This window comes from Kosakonia sp. PSU_27 (assembly GCF_039409795.1).
Taxonomy (GTDB): Bacteria; Pseudomonadota; Gammaproteobacteria; order Enterobacterales; family Enterobacteriaceae; genus Kosakonia.
Window position 1 is genome coordinate 1 of sequence record NZ_JBCIVK010000010.1, and the last position, 23,779, is coordinate 23,779.

Annotated in this window: 22 protein-coding genes; 4 read left to right on the forward strand and 18 right to left on the reverse strand. The window is 55.3% G+C overall.

The features are described 5' to 3' along the window. Positions 1 to 132: 132 nt before the first annotated feature. The 4 genes from hemG to pepQ are packed head-to-tail and all read right to left on the reverse strand — an operon-like array spanning position 133 to position 4,125. Positions 133 to 675 (reverse strand): menaquinone-dependent protoporphyrinogen IX dehydrogenase, encoded by a 543-nt coding sequence (gene hemG / locus AAIG26_RS21475; protein ID WP_020456051.1) that lies wholly within the window; start codon positions 673 to 675, stop codon positions 133 to 135. Positions 676 to 686: 11 nt separating this feature from the next. After that, positions 687 to 2,138, reverse strand: a complete 1,452-nt coding sequence (gene trkH, locus AAIG26_RS21480) for a Trk system potassium transporter TrkH (protein ID WP_020456050.1) — start codon at positions 2,136 to 2,138, stop codon at positions 687 to 689. 41 nt (positions 2,139 to 2,179) lie between these two features. Further along, on the reverse strand, positions 2,180 to 2,794 hold the full coding sequence (locus AAIG26_RS21485; protein WP_020456049.1) for an IMPACT family protein: 615 nt from the start codon (positions 2,792 to 2,794) through the stop codon (positions 2,180 to 2,182). After that, positions 2,794 to 4,125, reverse strand: a complete 1,332-nt coding sequence (gene pepQ, locus AAIG26_RS21490; RefSeq protein ID WP_160271381.1) for a Xaa-Pro dipeptidase — start codon at positions 4,123 to 4,125, stop codon at positions 2,794 to 2,796. The genes AAIG26_RS21485 and pepQ overlap by 1 nt, the downstream gene beginning before the upstream one ends. Before the next feature lie 189 nt (positions 4,126 to 4,314). Between pepQ and fadB the strand changes: the two genes are divergently transcribed. Both fadB and fadA read left to right on the forward strand, forming a co-directional pair. Beyond that, on the forward strand, positions 4,315 to 6,504 hold the full coding sequence (fadB, locus tag AAIG26_RS21495; protein ID WP_343181435.1) for a fatty acid oxidation complex subunit alpha FadB: 2,190 nt from the start codon (positions 4,315 to 4,317) through the stop codon (positions 6,502 to 6,504). Between the two features lie 9 nt (positions 6,505 to 6,513). Next, complete coding sequence (fadA, locus tag AAIG26_RS21500; protein ID WP_020456046.1) at positions 6,514 to 7,677, forward strand: acetyl-CoA C-acyltransferase FadA; 1,164 nt, start codon at positions 6,514 to 6,516, stop codon at positions 7,675 to 7,677. A gap of 473 nt (positions 7,678 to 8,150) precedes the next feature. On the opposite strand, the gene fre is transcribed toward fadA, so the two are convergent. After that, the gene (gene fre / locus AAIG26_RS21505) at positions 8,151 to 8,852 is read right to left on the reverse strand and encodes an NAD(P)H-flavin reductase (protein WP_045512969.1); all 702 of its coding nucleotides are present in this window, start codon (positions 8,850 to 8,852) and stop codon (positions 8,151 to 8,153) included. Continuing rightward, on the reverse strand, positions 8,849 to 10,357 hold the full coding sequence (ubiD, locus tag AAIG26_RS21510; RefSeq protein WP_170956385.1) for a 4-hydroxy-3-polyprenylbenzoate decarboxylase: 1,509 nt from the start codon (positions 10,355 to 10,357) through the stop codon (positions 8,849 to 8,851). Before ubiD ends, fre begins: the two co-directional genes overlap by 4 nt. 170 nt (positions 10,358 to 10,527) lie before the next feature. Here ubiD and rfaH point away from each other — a divergent pair, with 170 nt between their 5' ends. Next, positions 10,528 to 11,016 (forward strand): transcription/translation regulatory transformer protein RfaH, encoded by a 489-nt coding sequence (gene rfaH, locus AAIG26_RS21515; RefSeq protein ID WP_017459761.1) that lies wholly within the window; start codon positions 10,528 to 10,530, stop codon positions 11,014 to 11,016. Positions 11,017 to 11,024: 8 nt separating this feature from the next. Here rfaH and tatD read toward each other — a convergent pair whose 3' ends face one another. The 9 genes from tatD to udp all read right to left on the reverse strand — a co-directional run bounded on the left by tatD (position 11,025) and on the right by udp (position 18,955). After that, positions 11,025 to 11,807, reverse strand: a complete 783-nt coding sequence (tatD, locus tag AAIG26_RS21520) for a 3'-5' ssDNA/RNA exonuclease TatD (RefSeq protein ID WP_343181437.1) — start codon at positions 11,805 to 11,807, stop codon at positions 11,025 to 11,027. A 42-nt stretch (positions 11,808 to 11,849) separates the two neighbouring features. Beyond that, on the reverse strand, positions 11,850 to 12,614 hold the full coding sequence (tatC, locus tag AAIG26_RS21525; RefSeq protein WP_020456043.1) for a Sec-independent protein translocase subunit TatC: 765 nt from the start codon (positions 12,612 to 12,614) through the stop codon (positions 11,850 to 11,852). A gap of 2 nt (positions 12,615 to 12,616) precedes the next feature. Beyond that, positions 12,617 to 13,141 carry a Sec-independent protein translocase protein TatB gene (gene tatB / locus AAIG26_RS21530; protein ID WP_045512964.1) on the reverse strand — a complete coding sequence of 175 codons (525 nt, stop codon included), beginning with the start codon at positions 13,139 to 13,141 and terminating at the stop codon, positions 12,617 to 12,619. 3 nt (positions 13,142 to 13,144) lie between these two features. Continuing rightward, positions 13,145 to 13,408 (reverse strand): Sec-independent protein translocase subunit TatA, encoded by a 264-nt coding sequence (gene tatA / locus AAIG26_RS21535; protein WP_020456041.1) that lies wholly within the window; start codon positions 13,406 to 13,408, stop codon positions 13,145 to 13,147. A 116-nt stretch (positions 13,409 to 13,524) separates the two neighbouring features. After that, a complete protein-coding gene (ubiB, locus tag AAIG26_RS21540) occupies positions 13,525 to 15,165 on the reverse strand; it encodes a ubiquinone biosynthesis regulatory protein kinase UbiB (protein WP_020456040.1) in 1,641 nt (546 codons plus the stop codon). Beyond that, the gene (locus AAIG26_RS21545) at positions 15,162 to 15,767 is read right to left on the reverse strand and encodes an SCP2 domain-containing protein (RefSeq protein WP_020456039.1); all 606 of its coding nucleotides are present in this window, start codon (positions 15,765 to 15,767) and stop codon (positions 15,162 to 15,164) included. Before AAIG26_RS21545 ends, ubiB begins: the two co-directional genes overlap by 4 nt. Before the next feature lie 11 nt (positions 15,768 to 15,778). Beyond that, positions 15,779 to 16,534 carry a bifunctional demethylmenaquinone methyltransferase/2-methoxy-6-polyprenyl-1,4-benzoquinol methylase UbiE gene (gene ubiE, locus AAIG26_RS21550; protein WP_020456038.1) on the reverse strand — a complete coding sequence of 252 codons (756 nt, stop codon included), beginning with the start codon at positions 16,532 to 16,534 and terminating at the stop codon, positions 15,779 to 15,781. A gap of 66 nt (positions 16,535 to 16,600) precedes the next feature. Then, positions 16,601 to 18,058 (reverse strand): DNA recombination protein RmuC, encoded by a 1,458-nt coding sequence (rmuC, locus tag AAIG26_RS21555; RefSeq protein ID WP_044489543.1) that lies wholly within the window; start codon positions 18,056 to 18,058, stop codon positions 16,601 to 16,603. Between the two features lie 135 nt (positions 18,059 to 18,193). Beyond that, positions 18,194 to 18,955, reverse strand: a complete 762-nt coding sequence (gene udp / locus AAIG26_RS21560) for a uridine phosphorylase (protein WP_020456036.1) — start codon at positions 18,953 to 18,955, stop codon at positions 18,194 to 18,196. A gap of 259 nt (positions 18,956 to 19,214) precedes the next feature. Here udp and AAIG26_RS21565 point away from each other — a divergent pair, with 259 nt between their 5' ends. After that, positions 19,215 to 20,021, forward strand: a complete 807-nt coding sequence (locus tag AAIG26_RS21565; RefSeq protein WP_020456035.1) for a dienelactone hydrolase family protein — start codon at positions 19,215 to 19,217, stop codon at positions 20,019 to 20,021. Positions 20,022 to 20,053: 32 nt separating this feature from the next. Here AAIG26_RS21565 and AAIG26_RS21570 read toward each other — a convergent pair whose 3' ends face one another. From AAIG26_RS21570 to AAIG26_RS21580, 3 genes are read right to left on the reverse strand one after another with little or no spacing between them, the layout of a single operon-like run. Then, complete coding sequence (locus AAIG26_RS21570) at positions 20,054 to 21,082, reverse strand: ABC transporter ATP-binding protein (RefSeq protein WP_343181438.1); 1,029 nt, start codon at positions 21,080 to 21,082, stop codon at positions 20,054 to 20,056. Beyond that, positions 21,070 to 22,782, reverse strand: coding sequence for an iron ABC transporter permease (locus tag AAIG26_RS21575; protein WP_343181439.1), 1,713 nt, complete (start codon positions 22,780 to 22,782; stop codon positions 21,070 to 21,072). Before AAIG26_RS21575 ends, AAIG26_RS21570 begins: the two co-directional genes overlap by 13 nt. A 3-nt stretch (positions 22,783 to 22,785) precedes the next feature. Next, positions 22,786 to 23,763: an ABC transporter substrate-binding protein gene (locus AAIG26_RS21580; protein ID WP_343181440.1), complete on the reverse strand. Its 978-nt coding sequence runs from the start codon at positions 23,761 to 23,763 to the stop codon at positions 22,786 to 22,788. Positions 23,764 to 23,779 lie beyond the last annotated feature (16 nt).

The following is a 23,779-nucleotide window of genomic DNA, read 5'->3' on the forward strand; positions in this document are numbered from 1 at the left end:
CTTCACCTGACAGGCCGGTGTGTTTGCCGTTGTGCCGTGTCAGTGGAGGCGCATTATAGGGAGTTAATTCCCGCTGACAAGCATAAATTTAAAAAAAGTTTTCGTTCGCTTAATTTTCAGTCGTAACGGCCGCTAATCGGTCGATTTGCACTTTAATTGAGCGATTTCGCGGGCAAAACTCGCCACATGCTGCCAGTTGGTATAGACAACTTCCTTAGTAGGATCCGTTTCGCCACCGGTCATCTTCATAATCAGTTGAATCATCAAGCGGTCATACCAACGATAATGTGGATAACGCAACGCACCGGCAAATACCGCGCACTGATCTGGCTGCCACGGTGAAGAGAGCAAAAATTTACGGGTATAGTTATTGGTTTGCGGAGAGCTTTTCTCAGGCTTACGCGCAACAAGGTTAACGGAGTAGAACGCGCTCGGTAGCGCATTCAGCTGCTGCAGATGCTTTTTCACGAAGCTCGCCAGCGCCGGGTGGAAATGGCCGTAACGGATAGATGCACCAATCACCACGCGCTCGTAGTTATCCCATTCAATATCTGGCGTACGGTTCAGGTTCACCACATCAGCATAGACACCAAGCTCTTTCAGCTCGGACGCCAGATAAGAGGCGATTTCCCGCGTTTGCCCATCCCGGGTCGAAAATAGAATCAATGTTTTCACGTCACACTCCCTTATTCGCGCCAGAAAGTTGGGGTAAACAGTACCAACAATGTGAAGACTTCAAGGCGACCAAACAGCATATTCGCGATGAGGATCCACTTCGCCACCGGGTTCATGCTCGCGAAGTTATCAGCAACTACGCCAAGCCCTGGCCCCAGGTTATTCAGCGTGGCGACAACGGAAGCAAAAGCAGAAAAGTCATCCACGCCTGTGGCGATAATCGCCAGCATGCTGACAATAAACACCAGCGCATAAGCAGAGAAGAACCCCCACACTGCTTCAAGAATACGTTCCGGCAAAGCGCGATTCCCCAGCTTAATGCTGTAAACCGCATTCGGGTGGACCAGACGTTTCAGCTCGCGGTTACCCTGTTTGAACAGCAGCAATATACGGATCACTTTCAAACCACCACCGGTAGAACCCGCACAGCCACCAATAAACGCCGAACACAGTAGCAGCACCGGCAAGAACAGCGGCCAACGCGCAATACTGTCAGTGGTAAACCCGGCAGTGGTCGCCATCGACACCACCTGAAAGAAAGCCTGATTCACCGTTGTTACCGCAGAGCTGTAAACATCGTGGAACCACAGCACCACGGTGCAGATCACCACCAGCGTCAGTTGCACGCCGATAAACATTCTGAATTCAGGATCGCGCCAGTAAACTTTCAGGCTGCGCCCGCTCAGCAAAGAGAAGTGCAGGCCGTAATTACAGCCGGAGATCAATAAGAAGATAGCAATGATGGTGTTAATGGTGGGGCTATTGAAATAACCCACGCTGGCATCATGTGTCGAGAAGCCGCCAATGGCGATGGTCGCGAAGCTATGGCCGATGGCGTCAAAAGCGGGCATCCCGGCAAACCACAGCGCCAGCGCGCACGCTACGGTCAGCAACACATAAATAAGCCACAGCGTTTTTGCCGTTTCGGCAATACGCGGGCGCATTTTGTTATCTTTCAGTGGCCCTGGCATCTCCGCGCGGTAAAGCTGCATCCCCCCCACGCCCAGAATCGGTAGTATCGCGACCGCCAGGACAATGATCCCCATACCGCCAAACCATTGCAGCATCTGGCGGTAGAAGAGAATGGCATGCGGCAACGAATCCAGCCCCACCAGCGTGGTGGCTCCGGTTGTCGTCAGGCCAGAGAAGGATTCAAAAAAGGCGTCGGTCACCGTCAGGTTCGGGCTTTCCGAGAAAATAAAAGGCAGCGCACCCACACTCCCCAGCACGGTCCAGAACAGCACGACGATCAAAAAGCCTTCGCGGGATTTCAGTTCCTTTTTCTCCCGACGGTTTGGCCACCACAGGATGGAGCCAATTACCAACGCAGCGAAAAAGGTTTGGGTGAATGCACGACCCGCACCATCGCGGTAAATAAGGGCTACCAGTCCGGGTAAGATCATCGTTCCGGAAAAGAGGATAACCAGCAGTCCAACGATTCGGGTTATGGCGCGAAATTGCATCTCTGCCGCTTCCTTAGGTGTTCAGAAAATCAGGTGGGGGATTATTCTTCAGTTTTTAACAATTGCAATGCGCCACGACTAAAATCCGCAAGCCTTGCTGAAAATGCGTCCAGTCTGCTGTGAGGAAGCGCCACTCGCAGATGCACGGAGGCCTGATACTCGCTTGCGACAATTTTCCCCTCAAATTGCCCAAGCAGTGTTTCAACTCCGGCGAGCTGTGCGTAATCGCACCACAAAGTATATTCGGTTAATGGCATTTTGCGGACGGTGGTTAACAGGCTTAACGCCTGCTGCACCCCGCCGCCATAAGCTTTCACCAGCCCACCGGTTCCCAGCAGCACGCCGCCATAATATCGCACAACTACGGCGGTAATTTCGCCGATACCGCTGCCCATTAACTGCGAGAGTATCGGTTTACCCGCCGTGCCTGCCGGTTCGCCATCGTCAGAAAAGCCTAACTGCTGCGAATCATCCGGCGCGCCAGCGACCCACGCTACACAGTGATGACGCGCGTCCGGATGTTCCGCCCGAACCGCGTCAACAAACGCTTTTGCTGCGTCAACACCGTCCGTATGCGCCAGCAGCGTAATAAAGCGGCTCTTTTTGATCTCCTCGCTAAAGGTGACCGGTGCCGCCGGGATCAGCCAGCTCTCCATTACGCCAGCTTCTGGTCCCGCGTCATGTTTTCAATACCGTTTTCGTGGATAACCACGTTATCTTCAATACGAATGCCGCCAAACGGTTTCAGCGCATCAATCTTCTGCCAGTTAAAGTGCTTGCTGAGCGGGCCATCGCGCCACGGCGCTAACAGCGACTCAATAAAGTAAATACCCGGCTCGATGGTCAGCACCATGCGCGGTTCCATCACACGCGTGCAGCGCAGATACGGGTATTTCGATGGCGCAGCCAGATGCGTACCGCTGTCGTCTTGCATAAAACCAGCGACATCATGCACTTGCAAGCCAAGCGGGTGACCAATACCGTGCGGCATAAACGGCCCGGTAATGTCCTCCTCAACCATGGCTTCTTCACTGATATCGGTGATGATTTGGTGGCGACGCAGCAACTTCGCGATGCGCTGATGGAACTGCACATGGTACTCCACGTAATTGACACCCGCTTTCATGGTGGCAATCAGCGCCAGTTGTTCATCATTAACGTCTTTCACCAGTTGCGCGTAATCGGTGTCGCTGTTCGCCGCCCAGGTACGGGTCAGGTCAGCGGCATAGCCGTTGTACTCCGCGCCAGCGTCCAGCAAGAAACTGCGCATTTCCGCCGGTGCGCGATGGTCGAGCCTGGTGTAATGCAGCACAGCGGCGTGTTCGTTCAGCGCCACAATGTTGCCATAAGGCACGTCAGTATCGCGATGGCCGGTGGCGGTCAGATAGGCGAGGTTGATGTCGAACTCGCTCATGCCGGACTGGAACGCCTCATGCGCGGCGCGATGACCAATCACCGCCGTCTTCTGCGCTTCACGCATGCACGCCAGTTCATAATCGGTTTTATACGCGCGGTAATAGTGCAGATAATCAATCACCCCTTTCGGGTTGATATTGCTTGCCGCGATATCAAGGCTCAACGCGCGTTCCGCAACAGGTCCAATATAAGCGATGTTGCCGCGTGCGGCTGGCAGTTGGTTGCCAATACCGTCCGCTTTTGGCAACGCAATAACGTCAATCTCTTCGGTCCAGAAACTGGTCGGCAGCGGCTCTACGTTGTGCCAGTAGTCCACCGGCAAGTAGAACCACAGCTTCGGTTTATTCACGCCATCAACCAGCAGCCAGCAGTTCGGCACCTGCGTTACCGGCACCCAGGCTTTAAATTGCGGGTTCACTTTAAACGGATAAGGGTGGTCATCAAGAAAGACGTTAAACAACTCGCCGGAGTGAATAAGTAATGCGTCGAGTTTAAACCGCGCCAGCACATCACGGGTGCGTTCCTGCAAAGTAACAATATGATTTTTATAAAGTTCAGCCAGTGAGTCCATCGTTTTTCCTTCTGTTTCTTGTGACCTCAAGTTTTCGCATCTTAGCACACCTGCCCGCAACTGAGTGATTTCCGCCGAGCGTGATCGGCGCTGCATTTTTTTAATGAGTTGTTTGCATTTTTTTAACATAAAAACCACACTCCGCTTCATCTGGTACGACCAGATCACCGCTGGATTCAGGAGACTGACATGCTCTACAAAGGCAATAACCTGTACCTCGACTGGCTGGAAGACGGCATCGCCGAACTGGTGTTCGATGCGCCTGGCTCAGTTAACAAGCTTGATACCGCTACCGTCGCCAGCCTTGGCGAAGCGTTGGGCGTGCTGGAAAAGCAATCAGATTTAAAAGGGCTGCTGCTGCGCTCGGAAAAAGCGGCCTTTATTGTCGGTGCCGATATCACCGAATTCCTCTCCCTGTTCCTGGTTCCGGAAGAACAGTTGAGCCAATGGCTGCACTTCGCCAACAGCGTCTTTAACCGTCTGGAAGATCTACCTGTCCCGACGATCTCCGCCGTAAATGGCTATGCCCTCGGTGGCGGCTGCGAATGTGTTCTGGCGACAGACTACCGCTTAGCCACGCCGGATCTGCGCATTGGCCTGCCGGAAACCAAACTCGGCATTATGCCGGGCTTTGGCGGATCGGTGCGCATGCCACGTTTGCTGGGTGCCGATAGCGCACTGGAGATCATCGCCGCCGGGAAAGATGTCGGCGCGGAACAAGCGCTGAAAATCGGCCTGGTCGATGGCATCGTCAAACCGGAGAAACTGCGCGATGGCGCGGTGGCGATCCTGCGTCAGGCGATTAATGGCGATCTCGACTGGAAAGCCAAACGCCAGCCGAAACTGGAGCCGTTGAAGCTGAGTAAAATCGAAGCCGCCATGAGCTTTACCATCGCCAAAGGCATGGTGATGCAAACCGCCGGAAAGCATTACCCGGCGCCGATCACTGCGGTTAAAACCATTGAAGCCGCCGCCAGATTTGGCCGCGAAGAAGCGCTGAAGCTGGAAAACCAGAGTTTTGTTCCGCTCGCACATACCAACGAAGCCCGCGCGCTGGTCGGCATTTTCCTCAATGACCAGTATGTAAAAGGCAAAGCGAAGAAACTCACCAAAGATACTGAAACGCCAAAACATGCTGCTGTGCTGGGTGCAGGCATTATGGGCGGCGGTATCGCTTACCAGTCGGCCTGGAAAGGCGTGCCGGTATTAATGAAAGATATCAATGAGAAATCCCTCACGCTTGGCATTAATGAAGCGGGTAAGTTGCTGAATAAGCAGCTTGAACGCGGCAAGATCGATGGCCTGAAGCTGGCGAACGTGATTGCCACTATTCAGCCAACGCTGGAATACGCTGGTTTTGAGCGTGTCGATGTGGTGGTTGAAGCGGTGGTAGAAAACCCGAAAGTGAAAAAAGCGGTGCTGGCGGAAACAGAAGACAAGGTTCGACCGGATACCGTTTTGGCCTCCAACACCTCCACCATTCCCATCAGCGAACTGGCAAGTGTGCTGAAGCGGCCGGAAAATTTCTGCGGCATGCACTTCTTCAACCCGGTGCACCGTATGCCGCTGGTTGAGGTCATTCGCGGCGAGAAAACCTCTGACGACACCATCGCGAAAGTGGTGGCCTGGGCGAGCAAAATGGGCAAAACGCCGATTGTGGTCAATGACTGCCCCGGCTTCTTTGTGAACCGCGTGCTGTTCCCCTACTTTGCCGGTTTCAGCCAGTTGCTGCGCGACGGCGCGGATTTCCGCAAAGTCGACAAAGTGATGGAAAAACAGTTCGGCTGGCCGATGGGCCCGGCTTATCTGCTGGATGTCGTTGGCATTGACACCGCGCATCACGCACAGGCAGTGATGGCGGCTGGATTCCCGCAGCGGATGCAGAAAGATTATCGCGATGCGATTGACGCGCTATTCGACGCTAACCGCTTTGGACAGAAAAATGGCCTCGGTTTCTGGCGCTATAAAGAAGACAGCAAAGGCAAACCGAAGAAAGAAGAAGACAGCGCCGTGGACGGTATGCTGGCGGAAATCAGCAAAGGCAAACAGGATTTCAGCGACGACGACATTATCGCGCGCATGATGATCCCGATGGTCAACGAAGTGGTGCGTTGCCTTGAAGAAGGCATTATCGCCAGCCCCGCAGAAGCAGATATGGCGCTGGTTTACGGCCTGGGCTTCCCTCCGTTCCACGGCGGTGCGTTCCGCTGGCTGGATACGCTCGGCAGCGCGAAATACCTCGATATGGCACAGCATTATCAGCACCTTGGCCCGCTGTATGAAGTGCCGGCCGGGCTGCGTGAAAAAGCGCGCCACAACGAGCCTTACTATCCTGCGGTTGAACCTGCGCGCCCGGTGGGCGATTTGAAAACGGCTTAAGGAGTCACAATGGAACACGTTGTCATTGTCGATGCGATTCGCACCCCGATGGGCCGTTCAAAAGGCGGCGCATTTCGCAATGTGCGGGCGGAAGATCTTTCCGCTCACCTGATGCGTAGCCTGCTGGCGCGTAACCCGGCGCTGGACGCCACCGCCATCGACGACATTTACTGGGGTTGTGTGCAGCAGACGCTGGAACAGGGCTTCAACATTGCCCGTAACGCCGCGCTGCTGGCTGAGATCCCACATTCTGTACCCGCCGTAACGGTTAACCGTCTTTGCGGCTCCTCAATGCAGGCGTTGCACGATGCCGCGCGTATGATCATGACCGGCGATGCGCAGGTTTGTATGGTCGGCGGCGTGGAACATATGGGCCATGTACCGATGAGTCACGGCGTTGATTTTCATCCGGGCATGAGCCGTAACGTCGCGAAAGCGGCGGGAATGATGGGGCTTACCGCGGAAATGTTATCGCGCATGCACGGTATCAGCCGTGAAATGCAGGATGCCTTTGCCGCTCGCTCCCATGCCCGCGCCTGGGCCGCGACGCAATCCGGTGCGTTTAAAAATGAGTTAATCCCTACCGGCGGTCACGATGCGGACGGCGTACTAAAACAGTTTACCTATGACGAAGTGATCCGCCCGGAAACCACGGTCGAAGCACTGTCAACGCTGCGCCCGGCCTTTGATCCGGTAAGCGGCACCGTTACCGCTGGCACCTCTTCCGCGCTGTCAGACGGTGCATCAGCCATGCTGGTGATGAGCGAGAGCCGCGCCCGTGAGCTAGGTCTGAAGCCGCGCGCGCGCATTCGTTCGATGGCGGTGGTTGGCTGCGATCCGTCGATCATGGGCTATGGCCCGGTTCCGGCCTCTCAACTGGCGCTGAAAAAAGCCGGATTGACCGCCAGCGATATCGACCTGTTTGAGATGAATGAAGCGTTTGCCGCGCAGATCCTGCCGTGTATTAAAGATCTGGGCCTTATGGAGCAGATCGATGAGAAGATCAACCTCAACGGCGGCGCGATTGCGCTTGGTCACCCGCTGGGCTGCTCCGGAACACGTATCAGCACCACGCTGCTGAACCTGATGGAACGTAAAGACGCACAATTTGGTCTGGCGACCATGTGCATCGGGTTAGGTCAGGGGATCGCTACGGTGTTTGAACGCGTTTAGCGCTTCAGGCAGGAAAAGTGCTATCTCAATACCATGAACGCCAGAGCAAGGCAGCAACAGAGCGAATCCCCGGCGCGCAGCCGGGGTGAGCAAAAGCAGCCAGCAGTGCGGATGGCGATTAGGGCAAAGAGAAAAGGTCTGTCAAGCCATTGGTGCCAGAGCAAGGCGGCAACTGAGTGAATACCCGGCAGCATAGTGGTATGTAACCGGGGTGAGCGAAAGTAGCCAACACGCGATGCGTCAAGGGTAAAGAGAAGGTTTAGTTGCCGTTCTTCCCGCCTGTCAGGGGCGGGTTTTTTATTTCTGTTATCCGGCAGGCAACCACCGCATAGAGTAAAGAGAAAAGGCGATATCAAAGCCGCTGGCGGCAGATCAGGGCAGGAATAAATCAATCCCCGGCAGCATAGTGAACTATGTGACCGGGGAAAGCGAAGGCAGCCAGCGCGGCCAGAGTAACAAAGGCGAAGACAGGCTTAGATAAACGCAAACGCATCGCCAAACAGGCGATCTTCACGCGCACCGCGCTCATTACAGAACAGATCGCGGGCAATTTTCGCCATCTCGAAACGGCCTGCAATATAGATATCGTGCTCGGCCAGCGAACCGAAATCCTGCAATACCGCAGCCAGCACGGTGCCAGAGCGGCCGCGCCAGCCCGCTTCCGGCTGCTCAACGACGGGCACAACACGCAGATTCGGATGATCTACCGACAACGCTTCCAGCTCGCTTAAATCGTAGAGATGTTTCTCTTCGCGACCACCCCAGTAAATGGTGATGTCACGATTCGGGTTTTGCGCCAGAGAAGTCAGCAAAATAGAGCGGACATACGAGAAGCCGGTACCACCGGCAATCAGCACCATCGGACGCTCTTCATCGTCACGCAGCCAGGCATCGCCGTGCGGAATATCGATAACGATTTCCCGGTCTTTCAGAATGCGATCCATCACCGCCATCGCGTAGAGATTCAGCTCAGACGCGCCAATATGCAGTTCGATAAAATCATGCTGATCCGGCGTCGAGGCCATCGAGAACGGGCGCTTGTCTCGCTCATCCATCACCACCATCAGATACTGGCCCGCGCGGAACGAAAAAGCCGCCTCCGGCACTAAACGGACACGATATACGGTATCAGTGATGGCCTCTACCGAGGTCACTTTACAGCTTAAGGTTGTCATGCGCTCTCTCTGTCGGGTCTATTTTCGTCGTTCAGTATGGCCAGTTCATCCCAGATGGCGTCGATTCTTGCCGTAACTTCCGGGTCTTTCTTGATGGGGCGGCCCCATTCACGCTGGGTCTCGCCCGGCCATTTATTGGTGGCATCCAGTCCCATTTTGGAGCCCAGTCCGGAAACCGGCGAGGCAAAATCCAGATAATCAATCGGCGTGTTTTCCACCAGAACCGTATCCCTCGCAGGATCCATTCGGGTGGTAATCGCCCAAATAACGTCATTCCAGTCGCGGGCGTTCACATCGTCATCGCACACGATCACAAATTTGGTGTACATAAACTGACGCAGGAAAGACCAGACGCCCATCATCACGCGCTTGGCGTGACCGGGGTACTGTTTCTTCATGGTGACTACCGCCAGGCGATAGGAGCACCCTTCCGGCGGCAGGTAAAAATCAACGATTTCCGGGAACTGCTTTTGCAGGATCGGCACGAACACTTCGTTTAGCGCCACGCCCAGCACTGCCGGCTCATCTGGCGGACGGCCAGTATAAGTGGAGTGGTAAATCGCATCTTCGCGCTGCGTAATATGGGTAACCGTAAACACCGGGAAATTATCAACTTCGTTGTAATAACCGGTGTGATCGCCATACGGCCCTTCCGGCGCCATCTCACCCGGCTCAATATAGCCTTCCAGCACGATTTCTGCACTGGCGGGAACTTCAAGATCGCTGGATACGCACTTCACCACTTCGGTTTTTGTGCCGCGCAGAAGCCCGGCGAAAGCATATTCAGAAAGCGTATCCGGCACCGGCGTTACCGCACCAAGGATGGTTGCCGGATCGGCGCCCAGCGCCACAGCAACCGGGAAACGTTCGCCAGGATGCGCTGCCTGCCACTCCTGGAAATCGAGCGCACCGCCGCGATGGGAAAGCCAGCGCATGATTAATTTGTTTTTACCGATCAGTTGTTGGCGATAAATACCCAGGTTCTGCCGCTCTTTGTGCGGGCCACGCGTCACGGTCAGCCCCCAGGTGATCAGCGGCGCGGCGTCTTCGGGCCAGCACTGCATAATCGGGATGTTGCGCAGATCCACGTCATCACCCTGCACTACTTTTTGCTGGCAAGGAGCACCGCGCAGACGCTTTGTCGGCATGTTCAGCACTTGCTTAAACTGCGGCAGTTTATCAAAGAGATCGCGAAAACCTTTTGGCGGCTCCGGTTCTTTGAGAAACGCCAGCAGTTTGCCCACGTCCCGCAACGCGCTGACATCCTCTTGCCCCATGCCCAGCGCTACGCGGCGCGGCGTGCCAAATAAGTTGCACAGCACCGGCATGGTGTAACCTTTGGGATTTTCAAATAACAACGCCGGGCCACCCGCACGTAGCGTGCGATCGGCTATTTCCGTCATTTCCAGATAAGGGTCAACCGGAAGAGTGATGCGTTTCAGCTCGCCCTGCTGCTCAAGCAGGGTCAGGAAGTCGCGTAGGTCGTTGTATTTCATGCGGTCTATTATCGCCTCCAGGTAAGGGGCATATTATACGGTGTTCGCCCGGCGGTTGCTGTATTTTTGTTAAATCTGCGTGAATTACAACGACATCTTTTGGCGCAGGTTATAATCAACTTAGCCATCATGCTGCGGTTTTGATATTCTTGCGCCCGAACTTACGGAAAAGAGTCATTATGCGATCCTGGTATCTACTTTACTGCAAACGTGGCCAGCTCCAGCGCGCCCAGGAACACTTAGAACGCCAGGCGGTCAGCTGTCTGACGCCTATGATTGCACTGGAAAAAATGGTGCGCGGCAAACGCACAACAGTGAACGAACCTCTTTTCCCGAACTATTTGTTTGTGGAGTTTGATCCTGAGGTGATTCATACCACCACGATCAACGCTACGCGCGGCGTGAGCCATTTCGTCCGCTTTGGTATGCATCCGGCAACCGTTCCGCAATCCGTCATTCAGCAACTTTCTCTTTATCAGCCAGAAGGGATTACCGACCCTGACACGCCTTATCCAGGCGATGATGTGGTGATCACCGAGGGCGCACTCGAAGGTTTACAGGCAATCTTTAAAGAGCCGGACGGCGAGGCGCGCTCCATGCTCTTACTCCACCTGCTTAACAAGCAGGTACTGCAAAGCGTCAAGAACACCGATTTTCGCAAGGCGTGAGCGTTGCGTTAAAAATCCACGCCGAATAACCGTCGCACGTTCTGATCCGTTACTGAACCCAGCCACTGAGCCTCTTCCCCACGAAGCCCGGCAACTGTGGCAAGAATATGCCCTAACAGGGCCGGTTCATTACGCCGCGACGCAGGCTTTGGTTTGAGATCGCGCGGCAACAAGTAGGGCGCATCGGTTTCAATCAATAGCTGCCCGGCGGGGATCAGCGGAACCACTTCACGTAATTCCAACCCGCGACGTTCATCGCACACCCAGCCGGTAATGCCTATGTAAATACCGCGATCGAGACACTCTCGTGCTTCCTGCGCCGAACCGGTGAAACAGTGCAGCACCGCACCGGGCAACTTATCCAGCCACGGATCCAGCAGCGCCAGGAACCGTTCATGCGCATCGCGGCAGTGCAGAAACACAGGCATGTTTAGCTCGGCGGCCAGCGACAGCTGCGCACCGAAAGCGTACTCCTGCTCCTGCGGCGTCGAAAAATTACGGTTGAAATCCAGCCCACACTCACCCACGGCAACGACTTCCGCTGTAGCTGCCAGCGTGCGAATCGCCTCTGCGGTTTCATCAGTCCAGCCACTACTGTCATGCGGATGCACACCGGCAGTGGACCAGCAATGACGATAGCGTTGAGCAAGTTGCTGTGCCTGATGGCTTTCATGCAGGTTAGTTCCGGTAATGAGCATACCCGTCACACCCGCCGCTTGCGCCCGTGCCACGATCTCATCCCGGTCTTTTGCAAACTGGCTGCTGGTTAAATTCACACCGATATCAAACATGTTTTTTCCCATACAACAACCGCCCTGTCGGGCGGCTGGTAATTACTCTTCGCTGGTTTCTGTTTCGTTCTCTTCATCCGGAATGCGGCGCTTGCCGACGTAGAAGCGAGCAAAAAAGACGCCGACTTCGAACAGGCAATACATCGGTATTGCCAGTAAGGTCTGCGAGAAGACATCCGGTGGCGTTAGCAACATACCAATAACGAACGCGCCAACCAAAACGTACGGACGTTTTTGCCGCAAGTCCGCAGGCGTGGTCACACCCATCCAGCACAGCAGCACGATAGCAACCGGCACTTCAAACGAAACGCCGAAAGCCATAAACAGCGCCATCACGAAGCTAAGATAACTGGCGATATCGGTAGAAACCTGCACGCCTTCCGGCGCAGTGTGTGTCAGGAAACCGAAGGCCAGCGGGAACACCACGAAATAGGCAAATGCCATGCCGATGTAAAACAGCAGCGAACTGGAAACCAGCAGTGGCACCACCAGACGACGTTCATGCTTGTATAACGCCGGAGCGACAAACGCCCAGACCTGATACAAAATGACCGGCGCGGAAAGGATCAGCGACACCATAAAGGTCAGTTTGATCGGCGTAAAAAACGGCGAGGCCACGTCGGTGGCGATCATCGTCGCGCCCAATGGCATCTGCTTGATGAGCGGTGCGGAAACCAGTTGGTAAATATCATTCGCGAAGTAAACCAGCGCGAGGAAAATCACGATAACAGCGATAATGCAGTTCAGCAGACGCTTACGCAGCTCAATAAGGTGTGCGATCAGCGGTTGGGTATCGTCTACAGCCATGTTCAGGATTTATCACTTGAAGAAGGTGTGGAGTCGGAAACCGGCGAGGCCGTTTGCACCGTGGTAGTCACCTGCGGCGCTTTTTTCGTTTCTGCAGCATCGGGGACTTGCTGTGGCGAACTGGCCTGATTTTCAGCGGCGGCAGGCGTAACGCCTTCATGCTGCGCTTCGTTATCTTTCACCACCGGGTTATGGATGGTATGAGCTTCATCACTGGCTTTTTCGGCATCGTTAGCGCTATAGGAGCGCTTCATCGATTCCGCCGCCTGGCGCAGCTCATCCATCGACTGCTTTAACTCTGGCGTCAGGTTTTCCAGGCTCGCTTTTTCCACCTTTTTCAGGCTGTCCTGGAACTCCTGTAGCTTCAGTTCCTGCGTCAGCTCATTCTGCACCGTCGTTGCCAGCGAGCGCAGCGCGCGGACCCAGCCCGCTACAGTACGCACAGCCACGGGTAGCCGTTGCGGCCCTAATACCACGAGGCCAATGATGAAAACGAGTAACAGTTCGCCAAAACCTATATCGAACACGAATTACACCTGCTCTTTGTCGTGACGTTTTTCGTCTTTTTTAGCGTCGTCGGATGTCTTGCTGTCGGAAAGAGACGTTGCCGTAAAATCCGCATCTTGTGCCGATTTATCCTGCTTTTCCTCTTTATCGTCATCACCCATAGCCTTTTTGAAGCCTTTGATGGATGCGCCAAGGTCTGAACCTATAGAACCGAGCTTTTTGGTGCCAAACAGCAGCACCACGATGACCGCAATAATCAACAACTGCCAAATGCTGATACCACCCATACATAGTCCTCTGTAACAGATGATGTTAAAAACAGGCCCCAGTATACACTTTATCCATTAAGCTGCCTCTTTGTTGACAGCTTCTGTGCACCAGGCCCACCCGGGCGGCGTTTCGCTTAACGTGTTTTATACCAACCCACAAACCAGGCCAGAACGCCACCAACCATTAGCCATGCAGGCGTTAAACCCCACTCTGGTCGATTAATCAGTAACAGCGTACCGCTCAGTAAGAGCGTCGCGCCAATACCAAACAGATAGCGTGATTGTCCCTGGCGCACATGGTTTGCCTGTAATTCACTGGCAATCTTATCCACGCTTTGCTGCAAATGCTTGCCTTGCTGCAACCCGTTGTAGATCAGTTCAGGAATTTCCGGCATTTTCTCGATCCAGAATGGACCTTTCTCTTTCAACGCTCTGACCAGCGCCGGAATACCCACCTGATCTTTGATCCACGTTTCAAGGAAAGGTTTCGCGGTTTTCCATAAATCCAGTTGCGGATAGAGCTGACGGCCGACACCTTCGATATAGAGCAATGTTTTCTGCAACAGGACCAGTTGCGGCTGCACTTCCATATTAAAGCGACGTGCCGTATTGAAGAGGTTGAGCAGCACATGCCCAAAGGAGATTTCCGCCAGCGGCTTTTCAAAGATCGGCTCACACACGGTGCGAATGGCAAACTCGAACTCTTCTACATTGGTATCCGGCGGAACCCAGCCTGAATCCACATGCAGCTCCGCCACTTTGCGATAGTCGCGGTTAAAGAAGGCAATAAAGTTTTCCGCCAGGTAGCGCTTATCTTCTTTGTTCAGCGAACCGACAATACCGCAGTCAATACCGATATATTGCGGATCTTCCGGGTGATCGTAGCTGACGAAAATATTACCAGGGTGCATGTCGGCATGGAAAAAGCTGTCGCGGAAAACCTGGGTGAAAAAGACCTGCACACCGCGTTCGGCCAGCAATTTTAAATTGGTGCCGTTTTTCTCCAGCGCCGCCACATCGGAAACCGGAATGCCATAAATACGCTCCATTACCAGCATATTTTGGCTGCAATAATCCGAGTAGATTTCCGGCACGTACAGCATTGGGCTGTTTTCAAAGTTGCGGCGCAACTGGATCGCGTTAGCGGCTTCGCGCAGCAGATCCAGCTCATCTATCAGCGTCTTCTCATACTCGCGCACCACTTCACGCGGGCGCAGGCGACGACCATCCGGTAACAGGCGTGGAACCCAGCCCGCCAGGCGGTAAATCAGTTTCAAATCCGCTTTGATCACCGGCAGAATGTCCGGGCGGATGACCTTAATCACCACCTCTTTGCCACTCTCTTTCAACCGCGCTGTATGCACCTGCGCAATGGACGCAGAGGCCAGCGGTTCGATGGCGAAGTCATCAAACCAGGTTTCCACCGGCAGATCACCCATCGCTTTTTCAATCTGCTTTTTGGCGAGATGACCATCGAAAGGCGCAACTCGATCCTGCAACATTGCCAGTTGATCGGCAATCAGCGGCGGGAATAAATCGCGGCGAGTAGACAACATTTGCCCGAATTTAATCCACACCGGCCCCAGTTCCTGCAAGGCAAGACGCAGGCGTTCCCCAAGCAATTTTTCTTTGTGCCGGTTTGGCATCCAGAACAGCGTCCGCCGCCATAACCGCAGCGGCAAAGTGATACGCATTTTGGGAATGAGCTCATCAAGCCCGTAACTTAAAAAGGTTTGGATGATGAAATAGAGGCGCCGTAATTCTCCAGGCGTCATTTGCCCTCCAGTTTATCCAGGCGTTTGGCTAAGGCATCCGCAGCCCTTTCCACAGCAGCCGTTTCTTCAGCAAACCAGGCAACTTCCAGTGCGCCCGGCGCAAGGCGCCACTCTTCCGTCAGCACTTCAGCGACATAGCGTTGCTGGCGTTGAAAACCGTGTTGCAGAAAGCGTGCCCCGCCGCGCAGGAATTTACTGATCCCCTCAGCGGCGATATCGCCTGTCCATGGTGCGAGGATCTCGGCAGGATCGAATTCCGCCAAATCCATCAGCGAAACCAGGTTTTGCACCACCTGGATATCGCCCTGCACTTCCAGCTCGCCGCTGCGAATAAGCGCAGTCAGCTGCTGGCGGTCACGCAGCTTCGGCAGTACCCGCAGTTGCGTAATCACGGAACAGTCGGCCTCACCTTCCCACTCGCCTAATACATCAATCTGGCGCTCACTGAACACCAGCACAAAGGGGGAAGAGAACTCTTGCAGCACTACGCGCAACACCTTGCCATGCAAACGCTGGCGCGCGGGTTTCAGCGCGCCTTCACGGTATAAAAACGTATTCAATACACGTTCAATTCCGGCGGCAACCATCGGCTTAAAAGGCATACGCACTCCTGTCAGAATTTGTAGCCACGGTGCAGAGCAACGATACCGGCCGTCATGTTGTAGTAATCGACGTTTTCGAAACCGGCGTCCTGCATCATCGCTTTCAGGGTGTCCTGATCGGGGTGCATACGGATGGATTCAGCAAGATAGCGATAGCTTTCCGCGTCGTTTGCCACCAGTTGACCAATACGCGGCAGGACGTGGAAAGAGTAAGCGTCATAGGCTTTGCTCAGCGGTTCAATAATTGGCTTGGAAAATTCGAGCACCAGCAGGCGACCGCCCGGTTTCAAAACGCGGAACATGGAGCGCAGCGCTTTCTCTTTTTCCGTCACGTTACGCAGGCCAAACGAGATGGTGATGCAGTCGAAAGTATTGTCCGGGAACGGCAAGGCTTCAGCATTTGCCTGCACATACTCTACATTACCGATCACACCGAGGTTGCGCAGTTTCTCGCGCCCCATTTTCAGCATCGAGTCGTTAATATCTGCCAGCACAACTTGGCCAGTTTCACCCACCAGGCGGGAGAACTTCGCCGTCAGATCGCCCGTACCACCGGCCAGATCGAGAACTTTCTGCCCGCGACGCACGCCGCTGCAATCAATGGTAAAGCGCTTCCATAAACGGTGAATGCCCATCGACATCAGATCATTCATGACGTCATATTTTGACGCGACCGAATGGAAGACATGCGCCACCATGTCGGCTTTGTTTTCTTTGGCGACGGTCTGAAAACCAAAGTGTGTTGTCTCTTTTGAATCTTCCGCCATCTTAGTGCCTGCTATTCAAGAAATTGTTTGTGAAGTGTATCAGATTGGAGGCGATTGCCCTACGATTCAACCACCCGAAGAAGCCTTCGATTCGGGCTCCTCGTCCGCGGCCATGCTCTCTAATGCATTGTCTTCAAAGCAATCGAGGGAATCGTTTTGCCCGGAACGCAAACGAAACTCTTCGTCCTGATCCTGTGCTTGCGCCGCCAATTCCGGATTAATCTCGCGTTTGATTTCGACACCGAGCCCGCGAAACGCCTCGGCCTGGGCCAGCAGATTGCCGCGCCCGGAACTCAGTTTTTTCATCGCCTGACGATAATTGTCCTGCGCTTTATCCAGACTCTGGCCAATGGATGACATGTCGTCAACGAACAGGCGCATTTTGTCATACAGGCGGCTCGCCCGCTCCGCGATCTGCTGCGCATTGCGGCTTTGGTGTTCATAACGCCACAGGTTGGCGATGGTGCGTAGCGCCACCAGCAGTGTCGTCGGGCTGACCAGCATAATGTTATTTTTCAGCGCTTCGGTGATCAGTTCGGGCTGCCTGTCGAGCGCAATCAAAAAGGCCGGCTCCACCGGGATAAACATCAACACATAATCCAGGCTGCGCAACCCCGGCAGTTGCTGGTAATCCTTACGACCAAGCAAGCGAATATGGTTGCGTACCGAGGCGATATGTTCCTGTAACGCGCCTTCGCGCGTAAAGTCGTCGTCGGCATTGAAGTAACGTTCATAGGCGACCAGCGTCATTTTGGCGTCGATTACCACGTCTTTGCCCTGCGGCAGACGCACGATCACATCCGGCTGCATTCGCGCGCGATGGTCATTTTCAATACTGACCTGGGTTTCGTATTCATAACCTTCACGCAGACCAGAGGCTTCCAGTACGCGGGTCAGCACCACTTCCCCCCAGTTACCCTGGGTTTTGTTATCGCCTTTCAGCGCGCGCGTAAGGTTTATCGCTTCCTGCGCCATCTGGGCATTGAGCTGTTGCAGGTTGCGAATTTCATGCGCCAGCGTATGCCGTTCACGCGCTTCCTGACCAAAACTCTCCTGCACCTGGCGACGAAAGCCATCAAGCTGCTCGCGCAGCGGCGTTAGCAGACCGTTCAGACTTTGTCGGTTTTGTTCATCGACGCGTCGATTGCTCTGCTCAAAGATGCGGTTAGCGAGATTTTCGAACTGCTCGCTCAAGCGCTGCTCGCTGCTGTGCATCTGGCGCAGCTTCTCTTCGGCATGTAACTGGGTAGCTTCCAGTCGGGTCGTCACTTCGCGCAAATCAGCTTCCAGCGAGCTATTGATATGTTGCAGGCTGCGCAGCTCGTTATTGAGCAGCTCGCACTCTTCGCGCCAGTGTTCGTTTTGGGTTATCTGCTGCCGGGCGGCGCTCAGTTCGCTAAAGACATCTCGCTGCTCCGCGAGGAGATCCGCCTGCTGTTGCGCCCCGCGCCAGCTCGCTGCCAGCCAGCCGACCAGTAAACCCGCCAGCGCAACGGCTGCCATGACGATGATTGAAGTGTCCACCACGTCCCCTTAGTGATAACGCATATAGCGGAGGATTGTGCTGTATAAACGTCCAGTTTGGAAGGGGTTTTCCTGCGAAGCAGTACGCAAAAAGAAAAGGCCGAACGTGTCGGCCTTAGCAAACGGGGAGGTGAATTACAGAAGACGACGCGCCGCTTCCACCACGATTTTCACCGCGTGACTTTCGGTCTGCTTCATGGTTTCCGCATTCGGGATCTCTTGCTGGGTGCGGTTTACAATCACACCGGCAACCATACCGGCACGCAGCCCCTGGCTTGCGCACATGGTCAGCAGCGTGGCGGATTCCATTTCATAGTTCATCACGCCCATGGATTGCCACTCTTCCATGGAACCTTTAAAGCGGCTCACCACGCGGCCAGAGAAGGTGTCGTAACGCTCCTGGCCTGGGTAGAAGGTGTCAGAAGAGGCAGTCACACCGATATGTTTCGTTGCGCCAATCGCATCCGCTGCGGCAACCAGCGCGGTAGTGCACTCAAAATCCGCCACCGCCGGGTACTCCATCGGCGCAAAGTGCAGGCTCGCGCCATCAAGGCGCACGGACGCGGTGGTGATCAGCACGTCGCCAACATTGATGTGCGGCTGAATCGCACCGGTGGTGCCCACACGCAGGAAAGTGCGGATGCCAAGCTGCGCCAGTTCTTCTACGGCGATAGAGGTTGACGGGCCGCCGATGCCGGTGGAACAAACGATAACCGGTTTGCCATCCAGCTCTGCGCGCCAGCTGGTGAATTCGCGGTGGGATGCCAGTTTGACCGGCTTATCCATCAGCGCGGCGATCTTTTCCACACGCTCCGGATCGCCAGGGACGATGGCCAGCGTAGCCCCTTGTAAATCGTTTTTGGTGAGGCCGAGATGAAAAACATCAGACTTGGACATAACAGACTCCTCTGTGGTCGGTTTTATCAGTAGAGGCAAAAAGATACTTTACAGAAGGCACGGGCATAATTTCGTGACTGACATCACCATGAATGAAGCTGATTGCAGTTAATTTCCATAAATTAGTGATTTGCATCACATTAACACGACACATCCCACAACTCAGCAGCAAAGATAGTCTACGGCACGGTGATTTGCGCGCGCGGCAGGCCTTCCCGTCTATAGTTATTGAAGCGCTAAAAAAGGTATGGAGAATGCCATGACAACCAACAACACACCAGGCTTTGCACCTGCGGCTTCACCCCTTGCTTCAACCGTTGTTCATACGTCGGAAGACGCCTTAATCGCAGGCGAAACGTCTATTCCGACACAGGGCGAAAATATGCCCGCTTTTCACGCCCGGCCGAAAAATGCCGAAGGTCCCTTGCCGATTGTCATTGTGGTACAGGAAATTTTCGGCGTGCATGAGCATATTCGCGATCTGTGCCGACGTCTGGCGCTGGAAGGCTACCTCGCCATCGCGCCGGAGCTCTATTTCCGTCAGGGCGATCCGAATGATTTTGCCGATATTCAAACCCTGCTGAGCGGCTTGGTAAGCAAAGTACCGGACGCGCAAGTGCTTGCCGATTTGGATCACGTCGCCAGCTGGGCGGCGCGTAACGGCGGGAACGCTCACCAACTCTTAGTGACCGGTTTTTGCTGGGGCGGGCGTATCGCCTGGCTGTATGCCGCGCACAATCCGCAGTTGAAAGCCGCCGTCGCCTGGTATGGCAAGCTGGTGGGGGAAAAATCACTTAATTCTCCGCGCCATCCGGTGGATATTGCCACTGAACTTACCGCGCCAGTGCTCGGTTTATATGGCGCGCAGGATACCGGCATTCCGCTGGAGAGCGTGGAAACCATGCGCCAGGCGCTGAGAGCCGCGAACGCCAAAGCGGAAATCATCGTCTACCCCGAAGCGGGCCACGCGTTTAATGCGGACTATCGTCCGAGCTATCACGCAGAATCCGCCGCTGATGGCTGGCAGCGGATGCTGGCATGGTTTGCGCAGTACAGTAAAAAGTGACGGTGTGCGCCGGAGTAAATGCCCGGCGCACCTCATGCTGTTTCGAGACGCCAGCCCTGGGTCAAACGTACCGCCACGACCTGTTTGCATTGCAGCGGTGCATGATGAAAGGCACTCAGCGTTTGCCCATCGCGCAGGCGTAAATCAAGCAAATAGCGCTCGCCCTGATAAATGCAGCTTTGTACCTCAGCGCTCAGACCCTCACTCGCTACCTGCACATGCTCGGGGCGAACCAGCACTGGCTGGTGAAGATCCGCGCCTGTATGCGCCAACCCAGCATGCATTTGCGCGCCATCCAGTTGCTGTACCCCGGCGGGCGTCGCCAGCATCAGCACACTCCCCTTACCAATAAAACGCGCCACCCAACCATTCTGCGGCTGCTGATACAGCGCCTGCGGTGCGCCCCACTGCATCAGTTCGCCCTGGTGCATCACCGCGATATGGCTGGCGAGCGCCATCGCTTCCGCCTGATCATGGGTGACATAGACAAACGTTGCGCCAGTACGGCGATGAAAATCACGGAAAGTCTGTTCCATGGTGGCACGCAGATGGCGATCGAGGTTTGCCAGCGGTTCATCAAGCAACACCACTTGTGGCTCCGCGACCAGGCAGCGCGCCAGCGCCACGCGTTGACGCTGACCACCGCTTAACTCTTGCGGCGAACGTGCGGCGTAAGCACCCAGTTCAACCACCTCCAGCGCGTCCATCACCTGCTTGTGACGCGCAGCGCCGTTCACATTGCGCAGCTTTAGCGGGTAGCCCACGTTCCCGGCAACCGTCATATGCGGCCACAGCGCATAAGACTGAAAGACCATCCCCATATCGCGCTGCTCCGGCGGAGTGTGCAGCGTTTTATCTGCCAGCAGACGATCGCCCAGCCATAAGCGCCCTTCGCTCAAGGTCTCAAGCCCCGCAAGAATACGCAGCGTGGTGGTTTTGCCGCAGCCGCTTGGCCCCAACAGGGCGGTAAACGCCCCCTGTGGAATGGTCAGATTGATATCCCGCACCACGGTCTGGCCGGCAAATGCTTTGCTTAGATGTTCCAGTCTCAGCTCTGCCAAGGGATCACTCCTTTTGGTAAATAGCGGCCAAGCGCGCTGAGTAGCAGCATCACCAGCGCCACCAGAATGACAACCAGCACGGAAAGCGCCGATGCCAGCACCTTATCGCCGCTCTCATCAAGGTTAAAAATCACCACGCCCAGCGTCTCTTTCCCGGCGCTCCACAGCAGCGCCGAGACGGTGAGTTCATTCACCGCTGTGAGGAATACCAGCAACGCCCCGGCAAACGCCGCCGGTGCCAGCAACGGCAGGACGATATGGCGCAGTCGCCGGGAGAAGTTCGCCCCAGCCAGGCTGGCGGCTTCTTCCATTGCGGGATCCAGTTGCAGCATGCTGCTGTGCACTGGCTTCAGGCAAACAGTGAGGAAACGTGCGAGGTAGGCGAAAAAGATAATGCCCAGCGTGCCGCTAAGGCTGACATCGATCAGCGGCAATGGGCGAGCAAACAGCAGAATACAGGCAATCGCCAGCACCACGCCGGGCAAGGTATAGGGGATGTCGATAATTAAATACAGCCAGCGCAACGGCCGGTTCGGGTAGCGCACCAGCAGCCACGCCAGCGGCAGGCTGAGCAACATCAACACCACAGCCGCCGAGATCGATAAAAACAGGCTGTTGCTGAGCGCGCGTAACGTGGCGCTTTGCGCATCAAAGATCCCTCGCCAGGCGGCAAAGGTAAGCGTTTCACTATTCAGCGCGACGCCAAGCGTCGGCACCAGCGAGGTGGTAATCAGCGCCACTAGCGGCGCGAGCAGGATGGCACACAGCACCGCCGCCAATAATAACTCGACCGCCAGCCGCCATTTGCCGAGGGTGAAACCCAGCGCGCGCCCTGCCATACCAATCAACGGCAGCGCATAACGCCGCTGCATGTGGCCTTGCAGCGTGACAATGCCAATTGCCAGCATCCCCATCAGCACCGACAGCGCCGCCACGTCGTTCAGCATCGCCGGGCCAAAGCTGGAAAGCGTCTGATAGATATACACAGGCAGTACAAAGTAGGAAATCGGGATGCCCAGCATCGCCGGAATACCAAAATTACCGAGCGCCGAAACAAACGCGATCGCCGCCCCGGCCCACAATGCAGTACGGCACAGCGGCAACACAATGTCGAAGAACACCCGCCACAACGATGCGCCATGAAGGCGCGCGGCTTCAATATGCTCTTTTGGCAAACACTGTAGCTGGGTGCGCAGCGCCAGAAACACCAGCGGCGCATGCTGAATACCGAGCAGCAGCGCAATTCCCTCGGCAGAATAGAGCGGGTTGCTGCTGCCAAACCCCGGCGCAAGACCAATGCTATTGAGCAAGATGCTGCCCGGCCCAAAAAGTTGCAGCCAGCTTAACGCGGTGACCTGCGGCGGGATCATCATCGGCAGCATAAACAGAAATACCCACAGCTGTTTGAGGCGGATATTGGTCAGCGCCAGGCAAAAAGCGAACAGGCTACCCAGCAGCAGTGACAGCAGCATGCCCAGCCCACTGGTATACAGGCTGTGCCACAGCGCAAGCCAGGTGGAAGGGTTGCTCATCACACGCCACAAACTGCTGTCGCTGCCGTGGCGCCCGTCAACCAGCGCAGAGACCAGCAACCGCAGGCTGGGCAGCAGGCTCAGTAGCGCAACAAGAAACAATAACAGCCAGAGCAGCCCTTTTGCCGAGCCGCCGCTGGCGTGCTGGCGCAGCGTCATACTGGTCATCAATTAGCGGTTTCCGAACAGGTCGGCAAAACGCTTTTTATTGGCTTCCGTCTCGGCCAACGCTTTTGCTGCATCAAACGGCATCAGCTTGATGCTGTCGCGCGGCGGGAACCCGGCCGGAACCGGCAACGTGGCGTCGGCGGGCAGATAGCCCTGCTGGAGCACCAGTTTTTGCCCCTCATCCGAGAGCACAAAGTCGATAAACGCTTTCGCCGCCTGCGGGTTTTTCGCGTTTTTCATCATCGCTACCGGCTCGGTAACAATGCTGACGCCCTCTTTCGGGAAGACGAACTCAATCGGTGCGCCTTTGGCTTTTTCGCGGATCGCCATGTAATCCACCAGCACGCCATAGGCTTTGCTGCCGGACGCAATCGCGCTCATCACCGCGCCGTTACCGCTTTGCGGCATCGCACCGTTCTCTTTTAGTTTCTCGTAGTATTGCCAGCCGAGCGCCGGATCGTTCATCAGCGTCGCCTGATGGATTTGCGCCGCGCCGGAATAGAGCGGGCTTGGCAGGGTGGTCATGTTTTTCAGCTCCGGTTTGAGCAGATCCTGCCAGGAGGTTGGCTTAACCGGGGCTTTGCTGTGATAAGCAATACCGGTGGTGATCAGTTTGGTGCCGTAGTAGTAGCCCTCTTTGTCATATAACTGCGCATCAAAACGCGTCGCTTGCGGTGATTTATACGCCGCCAGCAGGTTTTGCTGTTTCAGGGATTCCATGGTCACGCTGTCGGCAATCAGCAGCACGTCCGGGGCGGCGCCACCGGCGGCTAACTCTGCCTGCAAACGCGCGGTCAGCTTGGTAGTTCCGTCGCGGATCCATTTCACTTCAATGTCCGGGTGCGCTTTTTCAAAGGCGCTGACGGTCATTTGCGCATCTTCATTGGGCTGGCTGGTATAGAGCGTCAGAGTGGATTTGGCGAAAGCTGACGTACTGATGATGGCCAGCAGTACCGCTGCCAGCACACTTTTCTTACTCATGGTTCAGTCCCCTGTG